Source organism: Kitasatospora sp. NPDC056138 (assembly GCF_042264695.1).
Lineage (GTDB): Bacteria > Actinomycetota > Actinomycetes > Streptomycetales > Streptomycetaceae > Kitasatospora.
The window spans coordinates 43,552-63,235 of the sequence record NZ_JBHJVK010000001.1; the positions used below are offsets into that span (position 1 = coordinate 43,552).

Annotated in this window: 17 protein-coding genes; 6 read left to right on the forward strand and 11 right to left on the reverse strand. The window is 72.8% G+C overall.

The window, feature by feature from the left end; genetic code table 11:
- Positions 1–44 precede the first annotated feature (44 nt).
- Positions 45–452 carry a CoA-binding protein gene (locus ACFC1R_RS00170; protein WP_375930240.1) on the forward strand — a complete coding sequence of 136 codons (408 nt, stop codon included), beginning with the start codon at positions 45–47 and terminating at the stop codon, positions 450–452.
- Positions 453–480: 28 nt separating this feature from the next.
- Here the strand turns inward: ACFC1R_RS00170 and ACFC1R_RS00175 are convergent, their stop codons facing one another.
- Positions 481–1,302, reverse strand: a complete 822-nt coding sequence (locus ACFC1R_RS00175; RefSeq protein WP_375930243.1) for a MerR family transcriptional regulator — start codon at positions 1,300–1,302, stop codon at positions 481–483.
- 133 nt (positions 1,303–1,435) lie between these two features.
- The gene (locus ACFC1R_RS00180; RefSeq protein WP_375930246.1) at positions 1,436–2,638 is read right to left on the reverse strand and encodes a dipeptidase; all 1,203 of its coding nucleotides are present in this window, start codon (positions 2,636–2,638) and stop codon (positions 1,436–1,438) included.
- A 219-nt stretch (positions 2,639–2,857) separates the two neighbouring features.
- On the opposite strand from ACFC1R_RS00180, the gene ACFC1R_RS00185 reads away from it, so the two are divergent.
- From ACFC1R_RS00185 to ACFC1R_RS00195, 3 genes are read left to right on the forward strand one after another with little or no spacing between them, the layout of a single operon-like run.
- Entirely contained in the window at positions 2,858–4,279 is a 1,422-nt protein-coding gene (locus ACFC1R_RS00185) for an MFS transporter (RefSeq protein ID WP_375930249.1), read from the forward strand.
- A gap of 19 nt (positions 4,280–4,298) precedes the next feature.
- Positions 4,299–4,964 (forward strand): response regulator transcription factor, encoded by a 666-nt coding sequence (locus ACFC1R_RS00190; protein WP_375930252.1) that lies wholly within the window; start codon positions 4,299–4,301, stop codon positions 4,962–4,964.
- Entirely contained in the window at positions 4,964–6,367 is a 1,404-nt protein-coding gene (locus ACFC1R_RS00195) for a sensor histidine kinase (protein ID WP_375930255.1), read from the forward strand. Before ACFC1R_RS00190 ends, ACFC1R_RS00195 begins: the two co-directional genes overlap by 1 nt.
- A gap of 67 nt (positions 6,368–6,434) precedes the next feature.
- Here ACFC1R_RS00195 and ACFC1R_RS00200 read toward each other — a convergent pair whose 3' ends face one another.
- From ACFC1R_RS00200 to ACFC1R_RS00210, 3 genes are read right to left on the reverse strand one after another with little or no spacing between them, the layout of a single operon-like run.
- Positions 6,435–7,379: a TAXI family TRAP transporter solute-binding subunit gene (locus ACFC1R_RS00200; protein ID WP_375930258.1), complete on the reverse strand. Its 945-nt coding sequence runs from the start codon at positions 7,377–7,379 to the stop codon at positions 6,435–6,437.
- Between the two features lie 10 nt (positions 7,380–7,389).
- A complete protein-coding gene (gene purE / locus ACFC1R_RS00205) occupies positions 7,390–7,923 on the reverse strand; it encodes a 5-(carboxyamino)imidazole ribonucleotide mutase (protein ID WP_375930261.1) in 534 nt (177 codons plus the stop codon).
- Entirely contained in the window at positions 7,920–9,050 is a 1,131-nt protein-coding gene (locus ACFC1R_RS00210) for a 5-(carboxyamino)imidazole ribonucleotide synthase (protein WP_375930264.1), read from the reverse strand. The genes purE and ACFC1R_RS00210 overlap by 4 nt, the downstream gene beginning before the upstream one ends.
- Positions 9,051–9,318: 268 nt before the next feature.
- Between ACFC1R_RS00210 and ACFC1R_RS00215 the strand changes: the two genes are divergently transcribed.
- Complete coding sequence (locus tag ACFC1R_RS00215) at positions 9,319–9,840, forward strand: GtrA family protein (RefSeq protein ID WP_375930267.1); 522 nt, start codon at positions 9,319–9,321, stop codon at positions 9,838–9,840.
- Between the two features lie 75 nt (positions 9,841–9,915).
- Here ACFC1R_RS00215 and ACFC1R_RS00220 read toward each other — a convergent pair whose 3' ends face one another.
- Entirely contained in the window at positions 9,916–11,157 is a 1,242-nt protein-coding gene (locus ACFC1R_RS00220; protein WP_375930270.1) for an ATP-binding protein, read from the reverse strand.
- An 85-nt stretch (positions 11,158–11,242) separates the two neighbouring features.
- On the reverse strand, positions 11,243–11,917 hold the full coding sequence (locus ACFC1R_RS00225; RefSeq protein ID WP_375930273.1) for a response regulator transcription factor: 675 nt from the start codon (positions 11,915–11,917) through the stop codon (positions 11,243–11,245).
- Positions 11,918–12,646: 729 nt separating this feature from the next.
- Between ACFC1R_RS00225 and ACFC1R_RS00230 the strand changes: the two genes are divergently transcribed.
- The gene (locus tag ACFC1R_RS00230) at positions 12,647–14,158 is read left to right on the forward strand and encodes a peptide MFS transporter (RefSeq protein ID WP_375930276.1); all 1,512 of its coding nucleotides are present in this window, start codon (positions 12,647–12,649) and stop codon (positions 14,156–14,158) included.
- 69 nt (positions 14,159–14,227) lie between these two features.
- Here ACFC1R_RS00230 and hutI read toward each other — a convergent pair whose 3' ends face one another.
- Genes hutI through hutU form a run of 4 tightly spaced genes read right to left on the reverse strand, consistent with a single transcriptional unit; the run spans position 14,228 to position 19,682 of the window.
- Positions 14,228–15,397, reverse strand: a complete 1,170-nt coding sequence (gene hutI, locus ACFC1R_RS00235; protein ID WP_375930279.1) for an imidazolonepropionase — start codon at positions 15,395–15,397, stop codon at positions 14,228–14,230.
- A 51-nt stretch (positions 15,398–15,448) separates the two neighbouring features.
- Positions 15,449–16,807, reverse strand: a complete 1,359-nt coding sequence (locus ACFC1R_RS00240) for a formimidoylglutamate deiminase (protein ID WP_375930282.1) — start codon at positions 16,805–16,807, stop codon at positions 15,449–15,451.
- A complete protein-coding gene (locus tag ACFC1R_RS00245; RefSeq protein WP_375930879.1) occupies positions 16,795–17,982 on the reverse strand; it encodes an allantoate amidohydrolase in 1,188 nt (395 codons plus the stop codon). Before ACFC1R_RS00245 ends, ACFC1R_RS00240 begins: the two co-directional genes overlap by 13 nt.
- A gap of 32 nt (positions 17,983–18,014) precedes the next feature.
- Positions 18,015–19,682, reverse strand: a complete 1,668-nt coding sequence (gene hutU / locus ACFC1R_RS00250; RefSeq protein ID WP_375930285.1) for a urocanate hydratase — start codon at positions 19,680–19,682, stop codon at positions 18,015–18,017.
- Positions 19,683–19,684 lie beyond the last annotated feature (2 nt).

The following is a 19,684-nucleotide window of genomic DNA, read 5'->3' on the forward strand; positions in this document are numbered from 1 at the left end:
GGCGGTACGGAATGTCCGGGCCTCCGGGGCCGTTGGACCAGGGCATGACGTACGGAGACGAGGCAACGGTCCGCAGGATCCTGCGGGACAGCGGCGACACCTGGGCCGTGGTCGGCCTGTCCACGAACACCGCGCGGGCCGCCCACGGCGTGGCCCGGGTGCTGCAGGAGGCGGGCAAGCGGGTGGTGCCGGTGCACCCGAAGGCGGAGACGGTCCTCGGCGAGCAGGGCTACCCCTCGCTCGCCGAGATCCCGTTCGCCGTCGACGTGGTCGACGTGTTCGTGAACTCCGGCCTGGCCGGCGAGGTCGCCGACCAGGCCGTCGAGGCGGGTGCGAAGGCCGTCTGGTTCCAGCTGGGCGTGGTCGACGAGGCGGCCTACGCGCGCACCACCGCCGCCGGGCTCGACATGGTCATGGACAAGTGCCCGGCGATCGAACTGCCGCTGCTGTAGCGGCGGTGCCCCTGGCGGCGGTCGCGGCTCAGGCCGTCGGGAAGGCGATGTCGCAGGCCGGCTCGGTGTCGCCGGTGCCGGCCCAGTCGGTGAAGTAGACCTCCCGGCCCGGTCCGGTGAACGGCACCCGCTCCCGCTCGGCCCACGCACAGAGGGCGTCGTAGGCCGAGAGGATCTGCGGGTACTCGACCTGAGCCTTGGTGATCCGGGTGTACACCTCGTGGTGGGCCGGTTCGATCCGGCCCGGCACGGCCAGGGTGCCCGCGTGGGACGGGTCGATCGGCACGCACACCTCGACCGGCCCGTCGCTGTCCTCGTCGACCTCGCCGTGGTAGATCACGAACGGTGCCGCGACCGCGCCGCCGTACGCCGCCGCGGCCTCGGTGAGCCGGTCGGTCGCCGCCGGGATCCAGGCCGGCAGCTCCTGCGGCCCGGCGCTGCGCCGCTCGGTGAGCACCAGCTGGTCGGGCACCTCGCGGTGCTGGATCTCGTACATGTCCAGAATCCCTTCGCGTCCTGAGAGTTGGATGCGGAGGTGCACGGCGAGCTCGCGCTGGGCGGTGAGCCGCCGTTCGACGCCGTCCCAGTAGCGGGCCACCAGCAGGGCACGCTCCCGGTCCGGGGCGGCCAGGACCTCGGCGACCTGCGCCAGCGGCATGTCCAGCCCGCGCAGCAGCACGATCAGCCGGGCGTCCGCCAGCCGCCCCTCCCGGTAGTGCCGGTAGCCGGTGACCGGGTCGACCCGGTCGGGCGGCAGCAGTCCCTGCCGGTCGTACAGCCGCAGGGCCTTCGGGGACAGCCGGGCCCGGCGTGCGAACACGCCGATGCTCAGCAGTGCGTCTTCCTCCACGCCCGTCACGCTCCCCCCTGCCCCAGGGGCAAGGTCAACCGGGCACCGGAAGGGCGCGGCCCGGGAGGCGACGGGCGGACGGCGCGGCGCCGACGTGCGGGGCTGGCCGTCCGGCTCCCCGCGCCCCGGGCCCTCACCGCGCGGCGGGGCCGTCGAGCTGGGCGATGGTGGCGATCGAGGGCTTGCGGGTGCGCTGGAGGTCGGTGGCGACCGACTGGGCGTCGCGCAGCACGCGGACCGCGTTGTGCCAGGTCAGCTTGGAGAGGTCGGCCTCGGACCAGCCGCGGTGCAGGAGCTCAGCGATCAGGTTGGGGTAGCCGGAGACGTCCTCAAGACCGGCCGGGAGGAAGGCGGTCCCGTCGAAGTCGCCGCCCAGGCCGATGTGGTCGATGCCCGCGACCTCGCGCATGTGGTCGAGGTGGTCGGCGACGGTGGCCGGGGTGGCGATCGGGCGCGGGTGCCCGGCCTCGTACGCGCGGTGGCAGTCCTTCGCCGCGGGGGTGGTCTCCAGCGGGTGGAAGCCGTGGGCGCGCATGTTCTCCTCCGCGGCCTGCGTCCACTCGACGGCGGCGGGCAGGATGAACTTCGGTACGAAGGTGGCCATCGCCACGCCGCCGTTCTCGGGCAGCAGGGCGAGCACGTCGTCCGGGACGTTGCGCGGGTGGTCGCAGACCGCACGCGCGGAGGAGTGCGAGAAGAGCACCGGTGCCTCGCTGACCCGCAGGGCGTCCCGCATGGTGTCCGCGGAGACGTGCGAGAGGTCGACCAGCATGCCCAGCCGGTTCATCTCCCGGACCACCTCGACGCCGAACGCGGTCAGCCCGCCGGCCACCGGCTCGTCGGTGGCCGAGTCGGCCCAGGGCACGTTGTCGTTGTGCGTGAGCGTCATGTAGCGCACGCCCAGCTGGTGCAGGGCCCGCAGGGTGGCCAGCGAGCAGTTGATGGAGTGCCCGCCCTCGGCGCCCATCAGCGAGGCGATCCGGCCTTCGGAGCGGGCCTTCTCCAGGTCGTCGGCGGTGAACGCGAGCCGCAGCCGGTCGGGGTAGCGCTCGGTCAGGGCGCGGACGAAGTCGATCTGCTCCAGGGTGGCGCTGACCGCCCGGTCGCCCGCGTAGTCGCTGCGCACGTACACCGACCAGAACTGGCCGCCGACGCCGCCCGCGCCGAGCCGGTCCAGGTCCGTGTGCAGCCGGGAGCGCTGGTCGCCCGCCAGGTCCAGCGCGTCGAGGTCGTAGCCGACCTGGGCCCGCATCGCCCAGGGCAGGTCGTTGTGGCCGTCCACCACCGGGGTCTCGCGGAGGACGGCGCGGGCGCGGTCGAGCAGCTCTGAAGTCATGCCCCTGTTCTATACCGAGCGGGTCGTCCGCGAGCAGTGGACCGGTCGCCGGCCCCCCGTGTTGGGCCGCCGGGTGCCCGTGTCGGGCCACCGGCCGCTGTGTTAACCGGACGTTAGCTCTCGGCCCGTCCCCTCGCCGCGCTCTCCCCCGCTGGTGGACGCTGCCACCAGCGCGGCGGCCCCACCCCGGCCGCCGGCCGATTCCGGAGGTCTCCTCGCATGTCCTCAGCACGCACGTCCGCAGCGACCGCGCCCGGCGCACGCGGCACCGCCACCCCCTGGAGAGCGGTCGTCGGCGGTTCGATCGGCAACCTGGTCGAGTGGTACGACTGGTTCGTCTACGCGAGCTTCGCCACGTACTTCGCCGGTGCCTTCTTCCCGAACGGCAACCCCACCGCCCAACTGCTGAACACCGCGGGCGTCTTCGCCGTCGGCTTCTTCATGCGCCCGGTCGGCGGCTGGCTGCTCGGCCGCTACGCCGACCGGCGCGGGCGCAAGGCGGCACTCACCCTCACCGTGACGATGATGTCGCTGAGCGCCCTGCTGATCGCCGTCGCCCCCACGTACCGGCAGGTCGGCTACGCCGGAGCGGTCGTCCTGCTGGTGGCCCGCCTGCTCCAGGGCCTGTCGGTCGGCGGCGAGTACGCGGCCAGCGCCACCTACCTGACCGAGGCCTCCGCGCCCGGGCGGCGCGGCTTCGTCTCCAGCTTCCAGTACGTCTCGATGACGCTCGGCCAACTGCTCGGCCTCGGCCTGCAGATCGTGCTGCAGCACACCATGTCCCCGGCCGGTCTGCACTCGTACGGCTGGCGCATCCCGTTCGTCGTCGGTGCGGTCGGTGCGGCGGTGGTCTTCTGGCTGCGGCGCAACCTGGTGGAGACCGAGGCGTACACCGAGGCGGAGGCCGCGGGCACCGGCGGGAGCGCGGGAGGGGACGGCGCCGAGCGCGGCACGATCCGCCGACTGCTCCGGCACAGGCTGGAGTTCGTCCTGGTCATGGCGCTGACCATGGGCGGCACGGTGGCGTACTACACGTACACCACGTACCTCACCAAGTACCTCTCCAACACCGTCGGGCTGAGCAAGAACGACGCCGCGCTGGTCAGTTTCTGCGCACTGACCGTCTTCATGCTGCTCCAGCCGTTCGCCGGGGCGCTCTCCGACCGGATCGGCCGCCGCCCGCTGCTGATCACCTTCGGCGTCGGGGCCACCTTCGGCACCGTGCCGCTGATGACCACGCTCTCGCACACCGGCAGCTTCGCGGGTGCCCTGCTGCTGGCAGTGGTGGCCCTGGTCCTGGTGACCGGCTACACCTCGATCAACGCCGTGGTGAAGGCCGAGCTGTTCCCGACCCAGATCCGCGCGCTCGGGGTCGCCCTGCCGTACGCGCTGGCCAACGCGCTGTTCGGGGGCACGGCCGAGTACGTGGCGCTCTGGTTCAAGAACGCGGGCGCCGAGTCCGGCTACTACTGGTACGTCTCCGGCTGCGCGGCGGTCTCGCTGGTGGTCTACCTCTGCATGCGCGAGACCGGCACCGCCCGGCTCCGGGCCGCCGAACACCTGCCCGACGGCACACCGGCCACCACGGGGAGCCGCCGGACAACCGGTACGCCCGTAGGGGCACGGCGACCGCGCCCCTGACGGGCCCTAGGCTGAGGTGATGCGAGTACTTCTGGTCGAGGACGACGACCGGCTCGCGGCCGCCCTGGTCTCCGCGCTCGCCCGGCACGGCCACCAGGTGGTCCGGACCGGACGCGCCGACGACGCCCTGCGGCTCAAGGACACCGCCGAGTTCGTCCTGCTCGACCTCGGGCTGCCGGACATGGACGGCCTGGACGCACTGCGCCGGCTGCGCCGGGTCTCCACCGTCCCGGTGATCGTGCTGACCGCCAGGACCGAGGAGCGGGACGTGCTGCGCGGGCTGCGCTCCGGCGCCGACGACTACCTGGCCAAGCCCTTCAGGACCGCCGAACTGGTGGCCCGGATGGGCGCCGTGCTGCGCCGGGGCACCCGTCCGCTGCCCGCCGCCGCCGGGCGGGTGGTCGAGGTCGGCGACACCCGGATCGACCTGGAGACCCGGCAGGTCACCGTGGACGGCGCCGAGGTCCCGCTGACCCGGCGGGAGTTCGACGTGCTCGCGCTGCTCGCCCGCGAGCCCGGCGTGGTGCGCAGCCGGGAGGAGATCCTGGACGAACTCTGGGGCGACGTCCTGCTGTCCGCCTCCCGGTCGCTGGACGTGCACATCGCGGGCATCCGTGCCAAGACCGGCCGTCCGCAGCTGGTCGAGACGCTGCGGGCGACCGGCTACCGGCTGGCCTCCGGCTGATGCAGCGCCGGCTGCTGCTGGTCGCCACCCTGCTGATCGTCTGCCTGGTGGCGGCGCTGGCGGTGCCGCTCGCACTGGCGTACTCCTCGCACCGCACCGGGCAGTTGCTGCTCGCCCGCCGGGCCGACGCCACCCGGTTCGCCGAGCTCACCGACCGGGCGATCCGGGAGGGCGACAGCACCGGGCTCGGTGCCGAGGTCTCCCGGTACACCGAGCTGTACGGGACGGCGGTGGAGATCCGCGACCGGGACGGCCGGCTGCTGGCGGGCGGCGGCGTCGACGAACCGGCGGCCGCCGGGCGGGCGCTGTCCGGGCGCACCACCGACGGGCTCCCGCTGGTCACACCGTTCGGACCGTCGGCCGTCCTGGTCGCCGAGCCCGCCGGGCGGGACGCCCAGGTCTCGGGCGTGGTCCTGCTGCGGGCGCCCACCTCCGCGGCGCGACGGGCCGTCGGCACGGTCTGGGCCGTCCTCGCGGTGGGGTCGCTCGCGGCGCTCGGCTGCGCACTGGTCGTCGCGCGCCGCCTGGCGGGCTGGATCCTGCGTCCGGTCGGCGAACTCGACCGCACCACCCGGGCGATCGCCGACGGCCGGCTCGAAGCCAGGATCGGCCTGGTCCGGGGCCCGGTCGAACTCCGGCGGCTGGAGGAGCGGTTCAACGCGATGGCCGACGGCATCTCGGCCGCGCTGGAACGCCAGCGCGCCTTCGTCGCCGACGCCTCGCACGAGCTGCGCACCCCGCTGACCGTGCTCTCGCTGCGGCTGGAGAACCTCGAACCGCATCTGTCCCGCACCGGGCGGTCCGAGTACGAGGAGGCCCTGACCGAACTCGACCGGCTGACCGTGCTGTTGGAGGACCTGCTCACCCTCGCCCGGGTCGAGGCCGACGCCGGGCTGCCCGGCAGCGGACCGGCGAGCGGGCTGCACGAGCGGCTGACGGGCTGGCAGGAGCTGTACGCGGCGAAGGGGCTCACGCTCTCGGTCGATCTGGCGGACCAGGGTCCGCTGCCCGGTGCGGTCGCCAGGATCGCGGACATCGCGCTCGACAACGCCGCCAAGTTCGTCCCGTCCGGCGGCCGGGTCGCCGTCACCCTCGCCGACCGGACCCTGAGCGTCGCCGACGACGGCCCCGGCCTCTCCCCGGCCGAACGCGAGGCCGCCCCCGGCCGGTTCTGGCGCGCCCCCGGGCAGGGCAACGTCCCCGGCAGCGGCCTCGGCCTGGCCATCGCCGCCGAACTCGCCCGGACCTGCGGCGCCACCCTCGCCCTGCTGCCCAACCGGCCCCGGGGCCTGGTCGTCCGGCTCGACCTGGCCCCGGAGGGCCGGCCCTCCGGGGGCGCGGACCGACCCGGCCGGGGCGCGGGGGCCGGCCCGGCCGGCCGCGGGCGCGAGACCGGGAGGTGACCACCGGCGCCCGGCGCCCGAGCGGGTCGGGTCGGGTCGGGTGGGACTCCCGGAGGGGTCTTCCGGGTCAGCCGTAGACCGCGCGGTAGTAGGCCGCCGCGCCCGGGTGGAGCGGGACCGTGCCGGTGCCGATCGCGTAGCGCTCGTCGAGGCGGCTGCCCGGCGCGTCGGGCACCTGGAGGCGGTCCCGGCTGCGGAACAGCGTCCCGGTCACCGCCCGGACCACGTCCTGGTCCAGCGCGGCGCCGCAGACCAGGTAGCTGGGCGTGCCCAGGGTGTCGACGGGCAGCTGCGCCCGGTAGGCGCCGGCCGGAATCGAGACGCTCTCGTAGACCGGACCGTGCGCCCGGCGCAGCGCGGTCGCCGTCTCGCCGAGCGGGACCAGCCGGACCGGGGTGCCGACGGCGAGGTCCGCGACGGCGCGGGTGGGGACGCCGCCGGACCAGAAGAAGGCGTCGATCCGCCCGGCCCGCAGTGCCGCCACCGAATCGGCCAGCCCCAGCCGTCGGGTGCCGGCGGAGCTCAACCCTGCTGCGGCCAGGACGCGTTCGGCCGCCACCGAGGTGCCGGAACCGTCCGCCCCCGACGAGACGGCACGGCCGGCCAGTTGGCCGACCTCGTGGACCGGCGAACCGGCGGGCACCACCAGGTGCAGGTAGTTCAGGTAGAGCCGGGCAATCGCCGCGACCGCGACCGGGCGGGTGAAGGAGGCCCGCCCGGCGACCGCGTCGGCTGCGCTGTCCGCGAGGGTGAGCCCCAGCTCGGCTCCGCCCGCGTCGATCAGCCGGAGGTTGCGGACGCTGGCCGCCGTTCCGAGCACCTGCACGGTCAGACCGCCGTCCGCCCGGTGGATCTCGGCCGCCAGGCGCTGCCCGAAGGTCTCGTACGGCCCGCCCTCGGGGCCGGCTGCCAGGCGCAGTGCGGCCCGCGGCCCGTCGGCGGAGCAGCCGCAGAGCACGCCGGACCCCAGGGCGCCGAGCGCCAGCAGCGTGCGGCGCGGGAGGTCCGGCATGCCGGCCGGGTCAGCCGCCGAAGCCGAAGGAGGTGGAGCCGGCCACCTTGGCGCGCAGCTTCTTGCCCTTCTCGGTGGCCTGGGTGTTCAGCTCGGCCTGGAACTCGACCATCTTCTCGGCCAGTTCGGAGTCGAAGGCGGCGAGCATCCGGACCGCCAGCAGTCCGGCGTTGCGGGCGCCCGCGACCGAGACGGTGGCCACGGGCACACCGGCCGGCATCTGGACGATCGACAGCAGGCTGTCCATGCCGTCCAGGTAGCGCAGCGGGACCGGCACGCCGATCACCGGCAGCGGCGTCACCGAGGCGAGCATGCCCGGCAGGTGGGCCGCGCCGCCCGCACCCGCGATGATCGCCTTGAGACCGCGCCGGTGGGCCTGCTCACCGTACGCGACCATCTCGCGCGGCATCCGGTGCGCCGAGACGACGTCCACCTCGTAGCGGACCTCGAACTCGTCCAGGGCCTGGGCGGCGGCCTCCATCACGGGCCAGTCGGAGTCGGAGCCCATGACGATGCCGACGACGGGGCTGGTACTGGTGCTCATTCGGTGATCGTCCCTCGCAGGTAGGCGGCCGCGTGGCGGGCGCGCTCGCGCACGTCGTCGAGGTCGTCCCCGAAGACGTTGACGTGTCCGACCTTGCGGCCGGGCTTCACGTCCTTGCCGTACATGTGGATCCGCAGGCCCGGGTCGCGGGCCATGCAGTGCAGGAAGGCGTGGTACATGTCGGGGTAGTCGCCACCGAGCACGTTCACCATGACGGTCCACTTGGCGCGCGGGCGCGGGTCGCCCAGCGGCAGGTCGAGGACGGCGCGGAGGTGGTTCTCGAACTGCGAGGTGACGGCACCGTCCATGGACCAGTGGCCGGAGTTGTGCGGGCGCATCGCCAGTTCGTTGACCAGGATGCGGCCGTCGCGGGTCTGGAACAGCTCGACCGCGAGGTGGCCGGTGATGTCCAGCTCGCCGGCGATGCGCAGGGCCAGTGCCTGGGCCTCGGCGGCGAGTTCGGGGTCGAGGTCGGGCGCGGGGGCGGTGACCTCGGCGCAGACGCCGTTCTCCTGGAGGCTCTCCACCACCGGGTACGCGACCGCCTGGCCGCTGGGCGAACGGACCACGTTGGCGGCCAGCTCGCGGAGGAAGTCGACCTTCTCCTCGGCCAGCACGGGGACGCCGGCCAGGAACGGCGCGGCCGCCTCCTGCTCGTTGTCGACCACCCAGACGCCCTTGCCGTCGTAGCCGCCGCGCACGGTCTTCAGGACGACCGGGTAGCCGCCCCCGTCACTCCCCGGCTCGTTCGCGAAGGCGGTGACGTCCGCCGGATCGGCGACCAGGCGGTGACGCGGGCAGGGCGCACCGATCGAGTCCAGCTTGGCCCGCATCACGCCCTTGTCCTGGGCGTTGACCAGTGCGTCCGGGCCGGGCCGCACCGCGATGCCCTCGGCCTGCAGGGCGCGCAGGTGCTCGGTGGGGACGTGCTCGTGGTCGAAGGTGACCACGTCGCAGCCGGCCGCGAAGCGGCGCAGCGTGTCCAGGTCACGGTAGTCACCGAGGACGGTGTCCGAGACCACCTGTGCGGCGGAGTCCTGCGGGGTGTCGGCGAGGAGCCGGAAGCGGACACCCAGCGGGATACCCGCCTCGTGTGCCATGCGGGCCAGTTGCCCGCCGCCGATCATGCCCACCACTGGAAAATTTGCATTGCCCGCGAAAGTCACGCTGCCCAGGATATCCGGGCCGGTGGCGGGCGGTGCACCGAGCCGGGCGGCCCCGGGGCCCGGTGGCCGCGAGTGGCCCTGGGCGCCAACGGGCTTGGTGAGAACGGGTAACCTGGGGGGCCGGGCCCCAAGAAGCACTATCCGATCTTGTACGCGAGGGGCTCCGTCGCGCTGCGCCCCAGCGAGCGCCCACCTACCCCTCGTACGCGAGCACAGGAGACTGCCGGGTATGACCGCGACCACCAGCACCGAGCCCTCGCTGATCCGGCGGTTGCGCGGCCTCTCCGGTGAAGTGATCAAGTTCGGTGTCGTGGGCCTGGTCGGCGTCGTGGTGAACGCCGTGGTCTTCTGGGTCTGCCTCCAGGGCGAGGGCCTGATCCACTCGCTGGCCGGTTTCATCGCCACCGCCGTCGCGATCGGGACCAACTACCTCGGCTACCGGTACTGGCTGTACCGCGAGCGCGACGCGGCCTCCCGCAAGCGGGAGATCACGCTCTTCCTGATCTTCAGCGGGATCGGCATGCTGATCGAGAACGGCATCCTGGCCTTCTCGGTGCACGTCCTGCACTACACCTCGCCCGGCAGCCAGCTGATCGCCAAGAACGTGGTCGGCCTCGCCGCCGGGACGGTGTTCCGCTTCTTCTCCTACCGCACCTGGGTGTTCAAGGCGATGCCGGAGCTGGCCGAGCCGCAGGTCGCGGGCGAGGCCGAACTGCTCCTCGCGGCCGAGCAGCCGCAGTACGCCAAGTAACCGGGCCAAGCACCGGGCAACCGGCACAGGCGCCGAGCAGCCGGGCGCACCGGCCGCAGCCGACGCGGCGCGCCGCTACCGCACGCCGCTGCGGCTGAGGAAGAGGGCGAAGACCGGGGGCTGGAGCGAGAGCAGCTCCAGCCGGCCGCCGTCGGCCTCGGCGAGGTCGCGGGCCACGGCGAGGCCGATGCCGGTGGAGTTGCGGCCGCTGACGGCACGTTCGAAGACCCGGTTGCCGAGCTCGGGCGGGACACCTGGTCCCTCGTCCTGGACCTCCGCGACGACCGAGTTCCCGGACGGGCGGACCCGGACGGTGATGGCCCCGGCGCCGTGCATCAGGGAGTTCTCGATCAGGGTGGCCAGGATCTGGGCGACCGTACCGGGGGTCCCGATCACCGAGACGCTCTTCAGGCCCTCGATCCGCAGGCTGCGCCCGGTCTCGCGGAGCGAGGGGCCCCACTCCTCGATCTGCTGCTTGATGACGTCGTCCAGGTCGAAGACCACGGCGGTCGGGCTGTGCGGGTCGCGCTGGTTGGTGAGCAGCCGCTGCACCACGTCCGTGAGCCGCTCGACCTGCTGGAGCGCGATCGTCGCCTCCTCGCGGACGGTGTTCGGCTCCTCGGCGAGTGCGGTGATCTCCTCCAGCCGCATGGAGAGCGCGGTGAGCGGGGTGCGCAGCTGGTGCGAGGCGTCGGCGGCCAGGCGCCGCTCCGCGGTGAGCATCCGGGCGATCCGCTCGGCGCTGGTGTCCAGCACCTCGGCGACCCGGTCGAGTTCGGGGACCCCGTAGCGGCGGTCGCGCGGGCGGGGGTCGCCGGAGCCGAGGCGTTCGGCGGTCTCGGCGAGGTCGGTGAGCGGGCGGGCGAGCCGCTTGGCCTGCCAGACCGCGAGGGCGACCGCCGCCTGGACGGCGAGCAGGGCGACCAGGCCGAGCAGCAGCAGCATGTTGCCGATCTCGTGGTCCACGTCGGTCCTGGACTGGACGACGGTGACGGTCTCCCCGCTCAGGCCCTGCTCGGTGGCGGTGAGCGCGGGGCCGCTGACCGGGCGGCCGACGGCGATCAGCGGCTGCCCCGGGATGTCGACGGTGACGAAGCTGCCGTCGGTGACCTGGGCGGCGAACTTCTCCCCGGTGACCGGCTCGCCCGCGGCGAGCCGGCTCTCCACCAGGCCGAGCACGCGGACGGCCGCCGCGTCCACCCGGTCGTTCGCCGCGTTGACGATGCTCTGCTTCTCGATCAGAGCGAGCGGGACGCAGAACACCGCCACCACCACCAGGACCACGCCCAGCAGTGAGTTGATCATCCTGCGCTTCACGCCGGCGCACCCTCTGGTCGGTTCAGCTTGACGGTGTCGGTGGCCGGCTGGTCACCGGCTGGTCGGTCGGCCCCGGGGCGGCGGGTCAGTTCTTCTCGAAGCGGAAGCCGACGCCGCGCACGGTGGCGATGTAGCGGGGGTTGGCCGCGTCGTCGCCGAGCTTCTTGCGCAGCCAGGAGATGTGCATGTCCAGGGTCTTGGTGGAGGTCCACCAGGTGGTGTCCCAGACCTGGCGCATGATCTCCTCGCGGGTGACCACCCGCCCGGCGTCCCGGACCAGCACCCGGAGCAGTTCGAACTCCTTCGCCGAGAGGGTCAGCTCCTCCTCGCCGAGCCAGGCGCGGTGCGACTCGATGTCGATCTTCACGCCGTGGGCGCCGGTGGTGAGCTGGTCCACGTTGCCGCGCCGGAGCAGCGCCCGGACCCGGGCGAGCAGCTCGGCCAGCCGGAACGGCTTGGTGACGTAGTCGTCCGCGCCGGCGTCCAGGCCGACCACGGTGTCCACTTCGTCCGCGCGCGCGGTCAGCACCAGCACCGGGCAGCTGCGGCCGTCGGCACGCAGGCGACGGCAGACTTCGAGGCCGTCCATCTCGGGAAGGCCGAGGTCGAGGACGACGAGGTCGACCTCCTCGGTGAGGGCGGCGCCGAGCGCGGCCGGGCCGTCCTCGCGAACGAGGACCTCGTAGCCCTCGCGGCGCAGGGCGCGGGCCAGCGGTTCGGAGATTGCCGGGTCGTCCTCGGCCAGCAGCACACAGGTCATGGGGCGATGGTAGTCGGCTTGGCGGCCCGTGATCAGGCCCCCCGGACTGCGGATTCTCGCCGGACGGCGCAATCGCACCCCCGTCCTGCCGGGCGGAGCCGCTCCCGGCTCCCGGCGTGACCGGTCACCGCCGACGGGTCAGGGAGGACGGATGGCAGGCGGCGCGGCCGAGTTGCGGGGCGGACGCGGCCCGGATCCGTCCCCCGCCGGCCCGGCACCCGACCGGCAGGCCGGCTCCGGCGGAGCGCACCGGCCGGGTGCCGGGGCCGTGGTTCCCCTCGACGGCGACCGGCGACGCGGTGGCCGGCTGGACCACCCAGCCGGGACGGGCGGTCGGCGGGACCGCGCGCTCCTGCCCCCCGGGGGGCGGCCGCGGTGCCGTGCGGGGCCGCGTTCCCGCTGGTGGCGGGCCGGATCCGGCACCTGACGGGCACTGTGAACTAGTTCACAGAGCGTGATTGTTATCAAAGTCCGCCCAAGCCCCCGCCGATCGGCGGGCCGGTCGGGCATGGCCGAAAAATTTTGGCGCTAAACCTGCGGTTCGAAGGAAGAATTGCGAACTTGCCATCGAATGCCGCAGCGGACACCCATGATCCTTTACTTAGACAATACGTACATAGCCAGTTTTGTCCTCTGAATGACCGGAATACCGGCACGTACAGTGGTCTGGTCCCCGTCCGCCTCAACCCCCCTCTGTGCGGACGACGTCAGGCAAGGAACCCCATACCTATGGCGTCTACGACCGTGGCTGCTGACCTCGACAAGTCGGCACCCTCCAGCGGCAAGACCTTCCTCGGGCACCCCCGAGGGCTCGCCACACTCTTCATGAGCGAGATGTGGGAGCGCTTCAGCTACTACGGCATGCGTGCCCTGCTGGTGCTCTACATGACCGCCTCGGTCGCCGAGGGCGGCCTCGGCATGAAGGTGGCAGTCGCCAGCGCCGTGTACAGCGTGTACACGGCCATGGTCTACCTGCTGGCCCTCCCGGGCGGCTGGATCGCGGACCGCTTCCTCGGCGCCCGCAAGACCGTTGCGGTCGGTGGCTGCATCATCATGATCGGCCACTTCCTGCTGGCCGTCCCGGCCTCCGTGTCGTTCTTCGCCGGCCTGGCCCTCATCGCCATCGGCTCCGGTCTGCTCAAGGCCAACATCTCGACGATGGTCGGCCACCTGTACGACGGCCCGAACGACCCGCGCCGCGACGGTGGCTTCACCATCTTCTACATGGGCATCAACCTCGGTGCCTTCGCGGCCCCGCTGGTCATCGGCACCGTCGGCCAGAGCGTCAACTGGCACCTGGGCTTCGCGCTCGCCGGCGTCGGCATGGCGCTCGGCCTCGGCCAGTTCCTGCTCGGCACCCGCCACCTCAGCGCCAAGAGCGACGTGGTCACCTCGCCGATCTCGGCCGAGGAGAAGAGCGCGATCTTCAAGAAGGCCGGCCTGTGGCTGGCGCTCGCCGTGGTCTTCTACGCGATCGTCGCGGCGACCGGCAACTTCAGCATCGACTGGGCGATCTGGCCGCTGTCGATCGCGGGTATCGCGATCCCGGTGCTCGTCTTCGCCAAGGTGAAGAAGGACAAGGACCTCAGCTCGGACGAGCAGTCCAAGATGAGCGGCTACATCTGGTTCTTCGTGGCCGCCGCCGTGTTCTGGATGATCTACGACCAGTCCGGCTCGACGCTGAACGTCTTCGCCGACAAGAACACCTCCTCGGAGCTGTTCGGCATGAACTTCCCGTCCAGCTGGTTCCAGTCGCTGAACCCGCTGTACATCATGGCGCTGGCCCCGGTCTGCGCCTGGCTCTGGGTCTGGCTGGCCAAGCGCGGCAAGAACCCGACCACCACCATGAAGTTCGCCATCGGTCTGCTGATGATCGGCGCCTCCTTCCTGGTGATGATGCTGGCGATGGGCGCCGCCGCCGGTGGCGTCAAGGTCACCCCGCTGTGGCTGGCCATGGTCTACCTGATCCAGACCGTCGGTGAGCTGACCCTCTCGCCGGTCGGCCTCTCCGTCACCACCAAGCTGGCTCCCACCAAGTACGCCAGCCAGATGATGGGTGTCTGGTTCCTCGCCGTCACCGCCGGTGACTGTGTCGCCGCCATCTTCCAGCTGGTCCTGGGCGACGACGTGGTCGGCAGCACCTGGTACTTCGCGGTCCAGGGCGTGATGGCGCTGATCGCCGGTGTCGCACTGGCGATGTACCGCAAGAAGGTCGTCAAGCTCATGGGCGACGTGCACTGACGCACCCGTGAGCGAAGGGCCGGTACCCGTGACGGGTACCGGCCCTTCGGCGTCTGTCCGGGTGCCCGCTCAGACCGCCCGGACGCCCGCGTGCCAGACCGCCGCCGTGAGCGGCACACCCGGCCGGTAGGCCAGGTGGACGTGCGAGGGGGCGTCCAGCAGCTGCAGGTCGGCCCGCGCGCCCACGGTCACGCTGCCGACGTCCGGACGCCGCAGCGCGCGCGCACCACCGGCGGTGGCCGCGTGCACGGCCTCGTCGGGGGTCATCCCCATCTCGCGGACGGCGACCGCGATGCAGAAGGCCATCGAGCTGGTGAAGCTGGAGCCCGGGTTGCAGTCGGTGGAGAGCGCGACGGTGGCGCCCGCATCGAGCAGCCGGCGCGCGTCGGGGTACTTCGCGCGGGTGGAGAACTCCGCGCCCGGCAGCAGGGTGGCGACCGTGTCGGAACCCGCGAGGGCGGCCACGTCGGCGTCGGTGAGATGGGTGCAGTGGTCGGCCGAGGCCGCGCCGAGCTCGACCGCGAGCTGCACTCCGGGACCGTACGAGAGCTGGTTGGCGTGCACCCGGGGGATCAGCCCTCGCTCCTGCCCGGCCTTGAGAACGGCACGGGCCTGGTCGCCGTCGAAGGCGCCCTGCTCGCAGAAGACGTCCACCCAGCGGGCGTGCGGGGCACAGGCGTCCAGCATCTCGCCGGTGACCAGGTCGACGTAGGCCGCGGGATCGTCGGCGAACTCGGGCGCGACCACGTGGGCGCCGAGGTAGGTGGTCTCGGAGGTGTGCGAGGCGGCGATCCGCAGCGCCCGCGCCTCGTCGGCGACGGTCAGACCGTAGCCGGACTTGCACTCGACGGTGGTGGTGCCCTGGCGGAGCGCCTCGTTCAGGAAGCGGACCAGGTTGGCGTCCAGCTCCTCGTCGCTGGCGGCACGGGTCGCGGCGACCGTGGTGCGGATGCCGCCCGCGCTGTAGGACTGCCCGGACATCCGGGCGTTGAACTCGGCCGTGCGGTCGCCCGCGAAGACCAGGTGCGCGTGCGAGTCGACGAACCCGGGCAGCAGCGCCCGACCGCCGGCCTCGTACCGCTCGTCGGCGGCCGGCGCCGAGGCGGCCGGGCCGACCCACGCCACCCGCCCGGCCTCGACCAGCACGGCCGCGTCCTCCAGCAGGCCGAGCGGGCCGGCGCCGAGTGCGGGGTCGTTGGTGACCAGGCTGCCGATGTCGGTGATCAGAAGCGAGCTCAACGGGGACCTTTCGTAGAAGCGGACGCCGACGGGGGCGCGGGCGGGAGCGGGTCAGGACTGCAGGGTCGCGATGGAGTCGCGCAGGGCCGTCGGAACGTCCGCGACCAGCTGGTGCACGCCGTCGCGGACGATCAGGCGACCGCCCACCACCACGTGCCGGACGTCCGCGGCCGAGGCAGCGAAGACCGCCGTCTCCGCGCCGAGCGCGGGCGCGGGCCCGGCCGTGCGCACGGAGTCGAGCGCGACCACCGTGAAGTCCGCCAGCGAACCGGCCTCGATCCGGCCCGCCTCGGACCAGCCGAGCGAGGCGTGACCGTCCTCGGTGCCGGCCCGCAGCAGGGCGTTCGCCGTCCAGTGACCCCGGGTGCGGGTGTGCAGGCGCTCGTTCAGCTCCAGGGCCCGCGCCTCCTCGAACGGGTCGACGACGGCGTGGCTGTCACTGCCCAGGGTGATCGGGCAGCCGCCGCTGGCCAGCCGGCGGGCCGGGCCGATGCCGTCGGCGAGGTCGCGTTCGGTGGTCGGGCACATGCAGATGTTGGTCGAGGAGTCGGTGAGCAACCGGATGTCCTCGTCCGTGAGGTGGGTGGCGTGCACGGCCGAGGTACGGGGTCCGAGGACGCCGTGGTCGGCGAGCAGCCGGGTCGGGGTGACCCCGTGGGCGGTGAGGCAGGCGTCGTTCTCGGCGGTCTGCTCGGAGAGGTGGACGTGCAGCGGCGCCTTGCGCATCGCCGCCCAGTGCGCGACGGTGCTCAGCTGCTCGGCCGGCACCGCCCGGACCGAATGGACCGCCGCCCCGATCCTGACGTGCTCGCTCTCCTTGAGCTCGGCGGCCCGGGCCGCCCAGGCGTCGGCGTCCCCGTCGCTGAACCGCAGCTGCGGCTTGGTCGGCTCGGCGCCGAAGCCGGCCGAGAGGTAGCAGGTGTCGAGCAGGGTGATCCGGATCCCGGCCCTGGCCGCCGCCTCGATCAGCACGTGGCCCATGGCGTTCGGGTCGTCGTAGCGGGTGCCGCCGGGGCCGTGGTGCAGGTAGTGGAACTCACCGACGGCGGTGATCCCGGCGAGCGCCATCTCGGCGTACACCGCGGTGGCCAGCGCCAGGTAGCTGTCCGGGTCGAGCGCCCCGGCGAACCGGTACATGGTGTCCCGCCAGGTCCAGAAGGTGCCGAAGCCGACCTGGACGTTGCCTCGCAGGGCGCGGTGGAAGGCGTGCGAGTGGGCGTTCGCCTGGCCCGGCAGGGTCAGCCCGGTGAGCCGGACGGCGTCCGCCGGGCAGGGCCCGCTGTCCGGGGCGACCCTGAGGATCTTCCCGCCGACGCCGACGGTGATCAGCACGTCCTGTTCGACCACAGGACCGTTGACGTGCGGCAGCCAGGCGTACTCCGCCCAGTACGTCGTCGTCACGGCTGGCATGCGAGGTCCTCCAGTACGTCGGCGAGGGCGGCCACACCGGCGAGGCAGTCCGCCTCCTCGGCGTGCTCGGCCGGGGAGTGCGACACTCCGCTCGGGTTCCGCACGAACAGCATGGCGGTCGGGATCGCCGATGCCAGGATTCCGGCGTCGTGTCCCGCCCCGGTGGGCAGGACGGGCACGCCGCCCAGCACCTTCGCGAGACGGTCGCGCAGCGGACCGTCGAAGTCGACGACCGGCGTGTACGACTCGCGGGTCAGCTCGACCCGGACGCCGTCCCGCCCGCCGCGCTCGTCCGCCGCCTGCCGGATCTCCTCGACCAGCGCGTCCAGCGTCCGCTCGTCGGCCGCCCGGGAGTCCAGCCAGCCCCGGACCAGCGAGGCGATGGCGTTGGTGCCGTTGGGCTCCACCGCGACCTTGCCGAAGGTGGCCAGCGCACCGGCCAGCTTCGCCTTCTTGCGTGCGGAGAGCACGGTGTTGGCGTAGGTGAGCATCGGGTCGCGGCGGTCCTCGATGCGGGTGGTACCGGCGTGGTTGGCCTCACCGTGGAAGTCGAAGCGCCAGCGGCCGTGCGGCCAGATCGCGCTGGCCACCCCGACCGGCGTGCGCTCCGTCAGGTGGCGGCCCTGCTCGACGTGCAGCTCGACGAAGGCGCCGATCCGGGCCAGGCGGTCGCCGTCCGCGCCGATCGCGGTCGGGTCGTAGCCCGCCCGCTCCATCGCGTCGGGCAGCCGGACGCCGTCGGCGTCACGCAGCTCGTACGCCTGCTCGCGGCCCAGCACCCCGGCGGTGAGCCGGGAGCCGATGCAGGCGACGCCGAACCGGGCGCCCTCCTCGTCGCCGAAGTTGACGATCGCCAGCGGCTTGTCGAACTCGGCTCCGCGCGCCCGGAGTTCGTCCAGGGCCGCGAAGGAGGAGACCACGCCGAGCGGGCCGTCGAAGGCGCCGCCGTCCGGGACGGAGTCCAGGTGCGAGCCGGTGACGACGGCCCCCTCGGCCTGCGGGTCACCCAGCCAGGCCCACTGGTTGCCGTTGCGGTCCAGTTCGTAGGTCAGGCCGCGCGAGCGGGCCTGCTCCTCGAACCAGGCGCGGCACTCGGCGTCCGCGGAGTTCCAGGCGAACCGGCGGTAACCGCCGGAGGAGGCGGAGCGGCCCACGGGGAGCAGCTCCGCCCACATCCGACCGAAGCTGTCCCCGGACGGCAGAGCGGTCACAGCTCACCCATCGGGACGCGCACGCCGCGCTCGTCGGCGACCTCGACCGCGCGGTCGTACCCGGCGTCCACGTGCCGGATGACGCCCATGCCCGGGTCGTTGGTGAGCACCCGGCGGATCTTCTCGCCGGCGAGCGCCGTGCCGTCGGCGACGGTGACCTGACCGGCGTGGATCGAGCGGCCGATGCCGACGCCGCCACCGTGGTGGATGGAGACCCAGGAGGCGCCGGAGGCGACGTTGACCATGGCGTTGAGCAGCGGCCAGTCGGCGATGGCGTCCGAGCCGTCCAGCATCGCCTCGGTCTCGCGGTACGGGGAGGCGACCGAGCCGCAGTCGAGGTGGTCGCGGCCGATCACGATCGGGGCGGACAGCTCGCCGGACGCCACCATGTCGTTGAAGCGCTCACCGGCCTTGTCGCGCTCGCCGTAGCCGAGCCAGCAGATGCGTGCCGGGAGACCCTGGAAGTGCACCTTCTCCTGGGCCATCTTGATCCAGCGGTGCAGCGACTCGTTCTCCGGGAAGAGGTCGAGCACGGCCTTGTCGGTCTTGTAGATGTCCTGCGCGTCACCGGAGAGCGCGGCCCAGCGGAACGGGCCCTTGCCCTCGCAGAACAGCGGCCGGATGTACGCCGGGACGAAGCCGGGGAAGGCGAAGGCACGGTCGTAGCCGGCCAGCTGCGCCTCACCGCGGATCGAGTTGCCGTAGTCGAAGACCTCGGCGCCGCGGTCCTGGAAGCCGACCATCGCCTCGACGTGCTTGGCCATCGACTCGCGCGAGCGCTGGGTGAACTCGGCGGGCTTGGCGGCCGCGTAGTCGGCCATGTCGTCGAAGTCGACGCCGATCGGCAGGTAGCTCAGCGGGTCGTGGGCGCTGGTCTGGTCGGTGACGATGTCGATCGGGGCGTCCATCGCCAGCAGCTGCGGGAACAGCTCGGCGGCGTTGCCCAGCAGGCCGATGGAGAGCGGCTGCTTCTTGTCCCGGGCCTCGGTGGCCAGCTCCAGCGCGTGGGCCAGGTTCTTGGCCTCGACGTCCAGGTAGCGGTGCTCGATCCGGCGGGAGATGCGGGACGGGTCGCAGTCGATGCAGATCGCCACGCCGCCGTTCATGGTGACGGCCAGCGGCTGGGCGCCGCCCATGCCGCCGAGGCCGGCGGTGAGGGTGATGGTGCCCTCGAGCGTGTTGTTGAACTTCTTGGCCGCGACGGCGCCGAAGGTCTCGTAGGTGCCCTGGAGGATGCCCTGGGTGCCGATGTAGATCCAGGAACCCGCGGTCATCTGGCCGTACATGGTGAGCCCGAGGCTCTCCAGACGGCGGAACTCCTCCCAGTTCGCCCAGTCGCCGACCAGGTTGGAGTTGGCGATCAGGACCCGCGGCGCCCACTCGTGGGTCTGCATCACGCCGACCGGGCGGCCCGACTGGACCAGCATGGTCTCGTCCTGCTTGAGCGTCTGCAGGGTACGGACCATCGCGTCGTACGAGCGCCAGTCGCGGGCGGCCTTGCCGGTGCCGCCGTAGACGACCAGCTTGGACGGGTGCTCGGCGACCTCGGGGTCGAGGTTGTTCATCAGCATCCGCATCGCGGCTTCCTGCTGCCAGCCCTGCGCGGTCAGCTGCGTCCCACGCGCCGCACGCACCTCACGCGGACCACTCGTCTGCTCCACCATGC

Excerpts from the sequence above, each read along its gene's own strand:
- ACFC1R_RS00180 (WP_375930246.1), bottom strand. The coding sequence starts at position 2,638 with ATGACTTCAGAGCTGCTCGACCGCGCCCGCGCCGTCCTCCGCGAGACC.
- ACFC1R_RS00215 (WP_375930267.1), top strand. The coding sequence starts at position 9,319 with ATGACCGCGACCACCAGCACCGAGCCCTCGCTGATCCGGCGGTTGCGC.
- ACFC1R_RS00225 (WP_375930273.1), bottom strand. The coding sequence starts at position 11,917 with ATGACCTGTGTGCTGCTGGCCGAGGACGACCCGGCAATCTCCGAACCG.
- ACFC1R_RS00230 (WP_375930276.1), top strand. The coding sequence starts at position 12,647 with ATGGCGTCTACGACCGTGGCTGCTGACCTCGACAAGTCGGCACCCTCC.
- ACFC1R_RS00200 (WP_375930258.1), bottom strand. The coding sequence starts at position 7,379 with ATGCCGGACCTCCCGCGCCGCACGCTGCTGGCGCTCGGCGCCCTGGGG.
- hutU (WP_375930285.1), bottom strand. The coding sequence starts at position 19,682 with ATGGTGGAGCAGACGAGTGGTCCGCGTGAGGTGCGTGCGGCGCGTGGG.
- ACFC1R_RS00190 (WP_375930252.1), top strand. The coding sequence starts at position 4,299 with ATGCGAGTACTTCTGGTCGAGGACGACGACCGGCTCGCGGCCGCCCTG.
- ACFC1R_RS00170 (WP_375930240.1), top strand. The coding sequence starts at position 45 with ATGACGTACGGAGACGAGGCAACGGTCCGCAGGATCCTGCGGGACAGC.
- ACFC1R_RS00185 (WP_375930249.1), top strand. The coding sequence starts at position 2,858 with ATGTCCTCAGCACGCACGTCCGCAGCGACCGCGCCCGGCGCACGCGGC.
- ACFC1R_RS00195 (WP_375930255.1), top strand. The coding sequence starts at position 4,964 with ATGCAGCGCCGGCTGCTGCTGGTCGCCACCCTGCTGATCGTCTGCCTG.
- ACFC1R_RS00245 (WP_375930879.1), bottom strand. The coding sequence starts at position 17,982 with ATGTGGGCGGAGCTGCTCCCCGTGGGCCGCTCCGCCTCCTCCGGCGGT.
- ACFC1R_RS00240 (WP_375930282.1), bottom strand. The coding sequence starts at position 16,807 with ATGCCAGCCGTGACGACGACGTACTGGGCGGAGTACGCCTGGCTGCCG.
- ACFC1R_RS00210 (WP_375930264.1), bottom strand. The coding sequence starts at position 9,050 with ATGATCGGCGGCGGGCAACTGGCCCGCATGGCACACGAGGCGGGTATC.
- purE (WP_375930261.1), bottom strand. The coding sequence starts at position 7,923 with ATGAGCACCAGTACCAGCCCCGTCGTCGGCATCGTCATGGGCTCCGAC.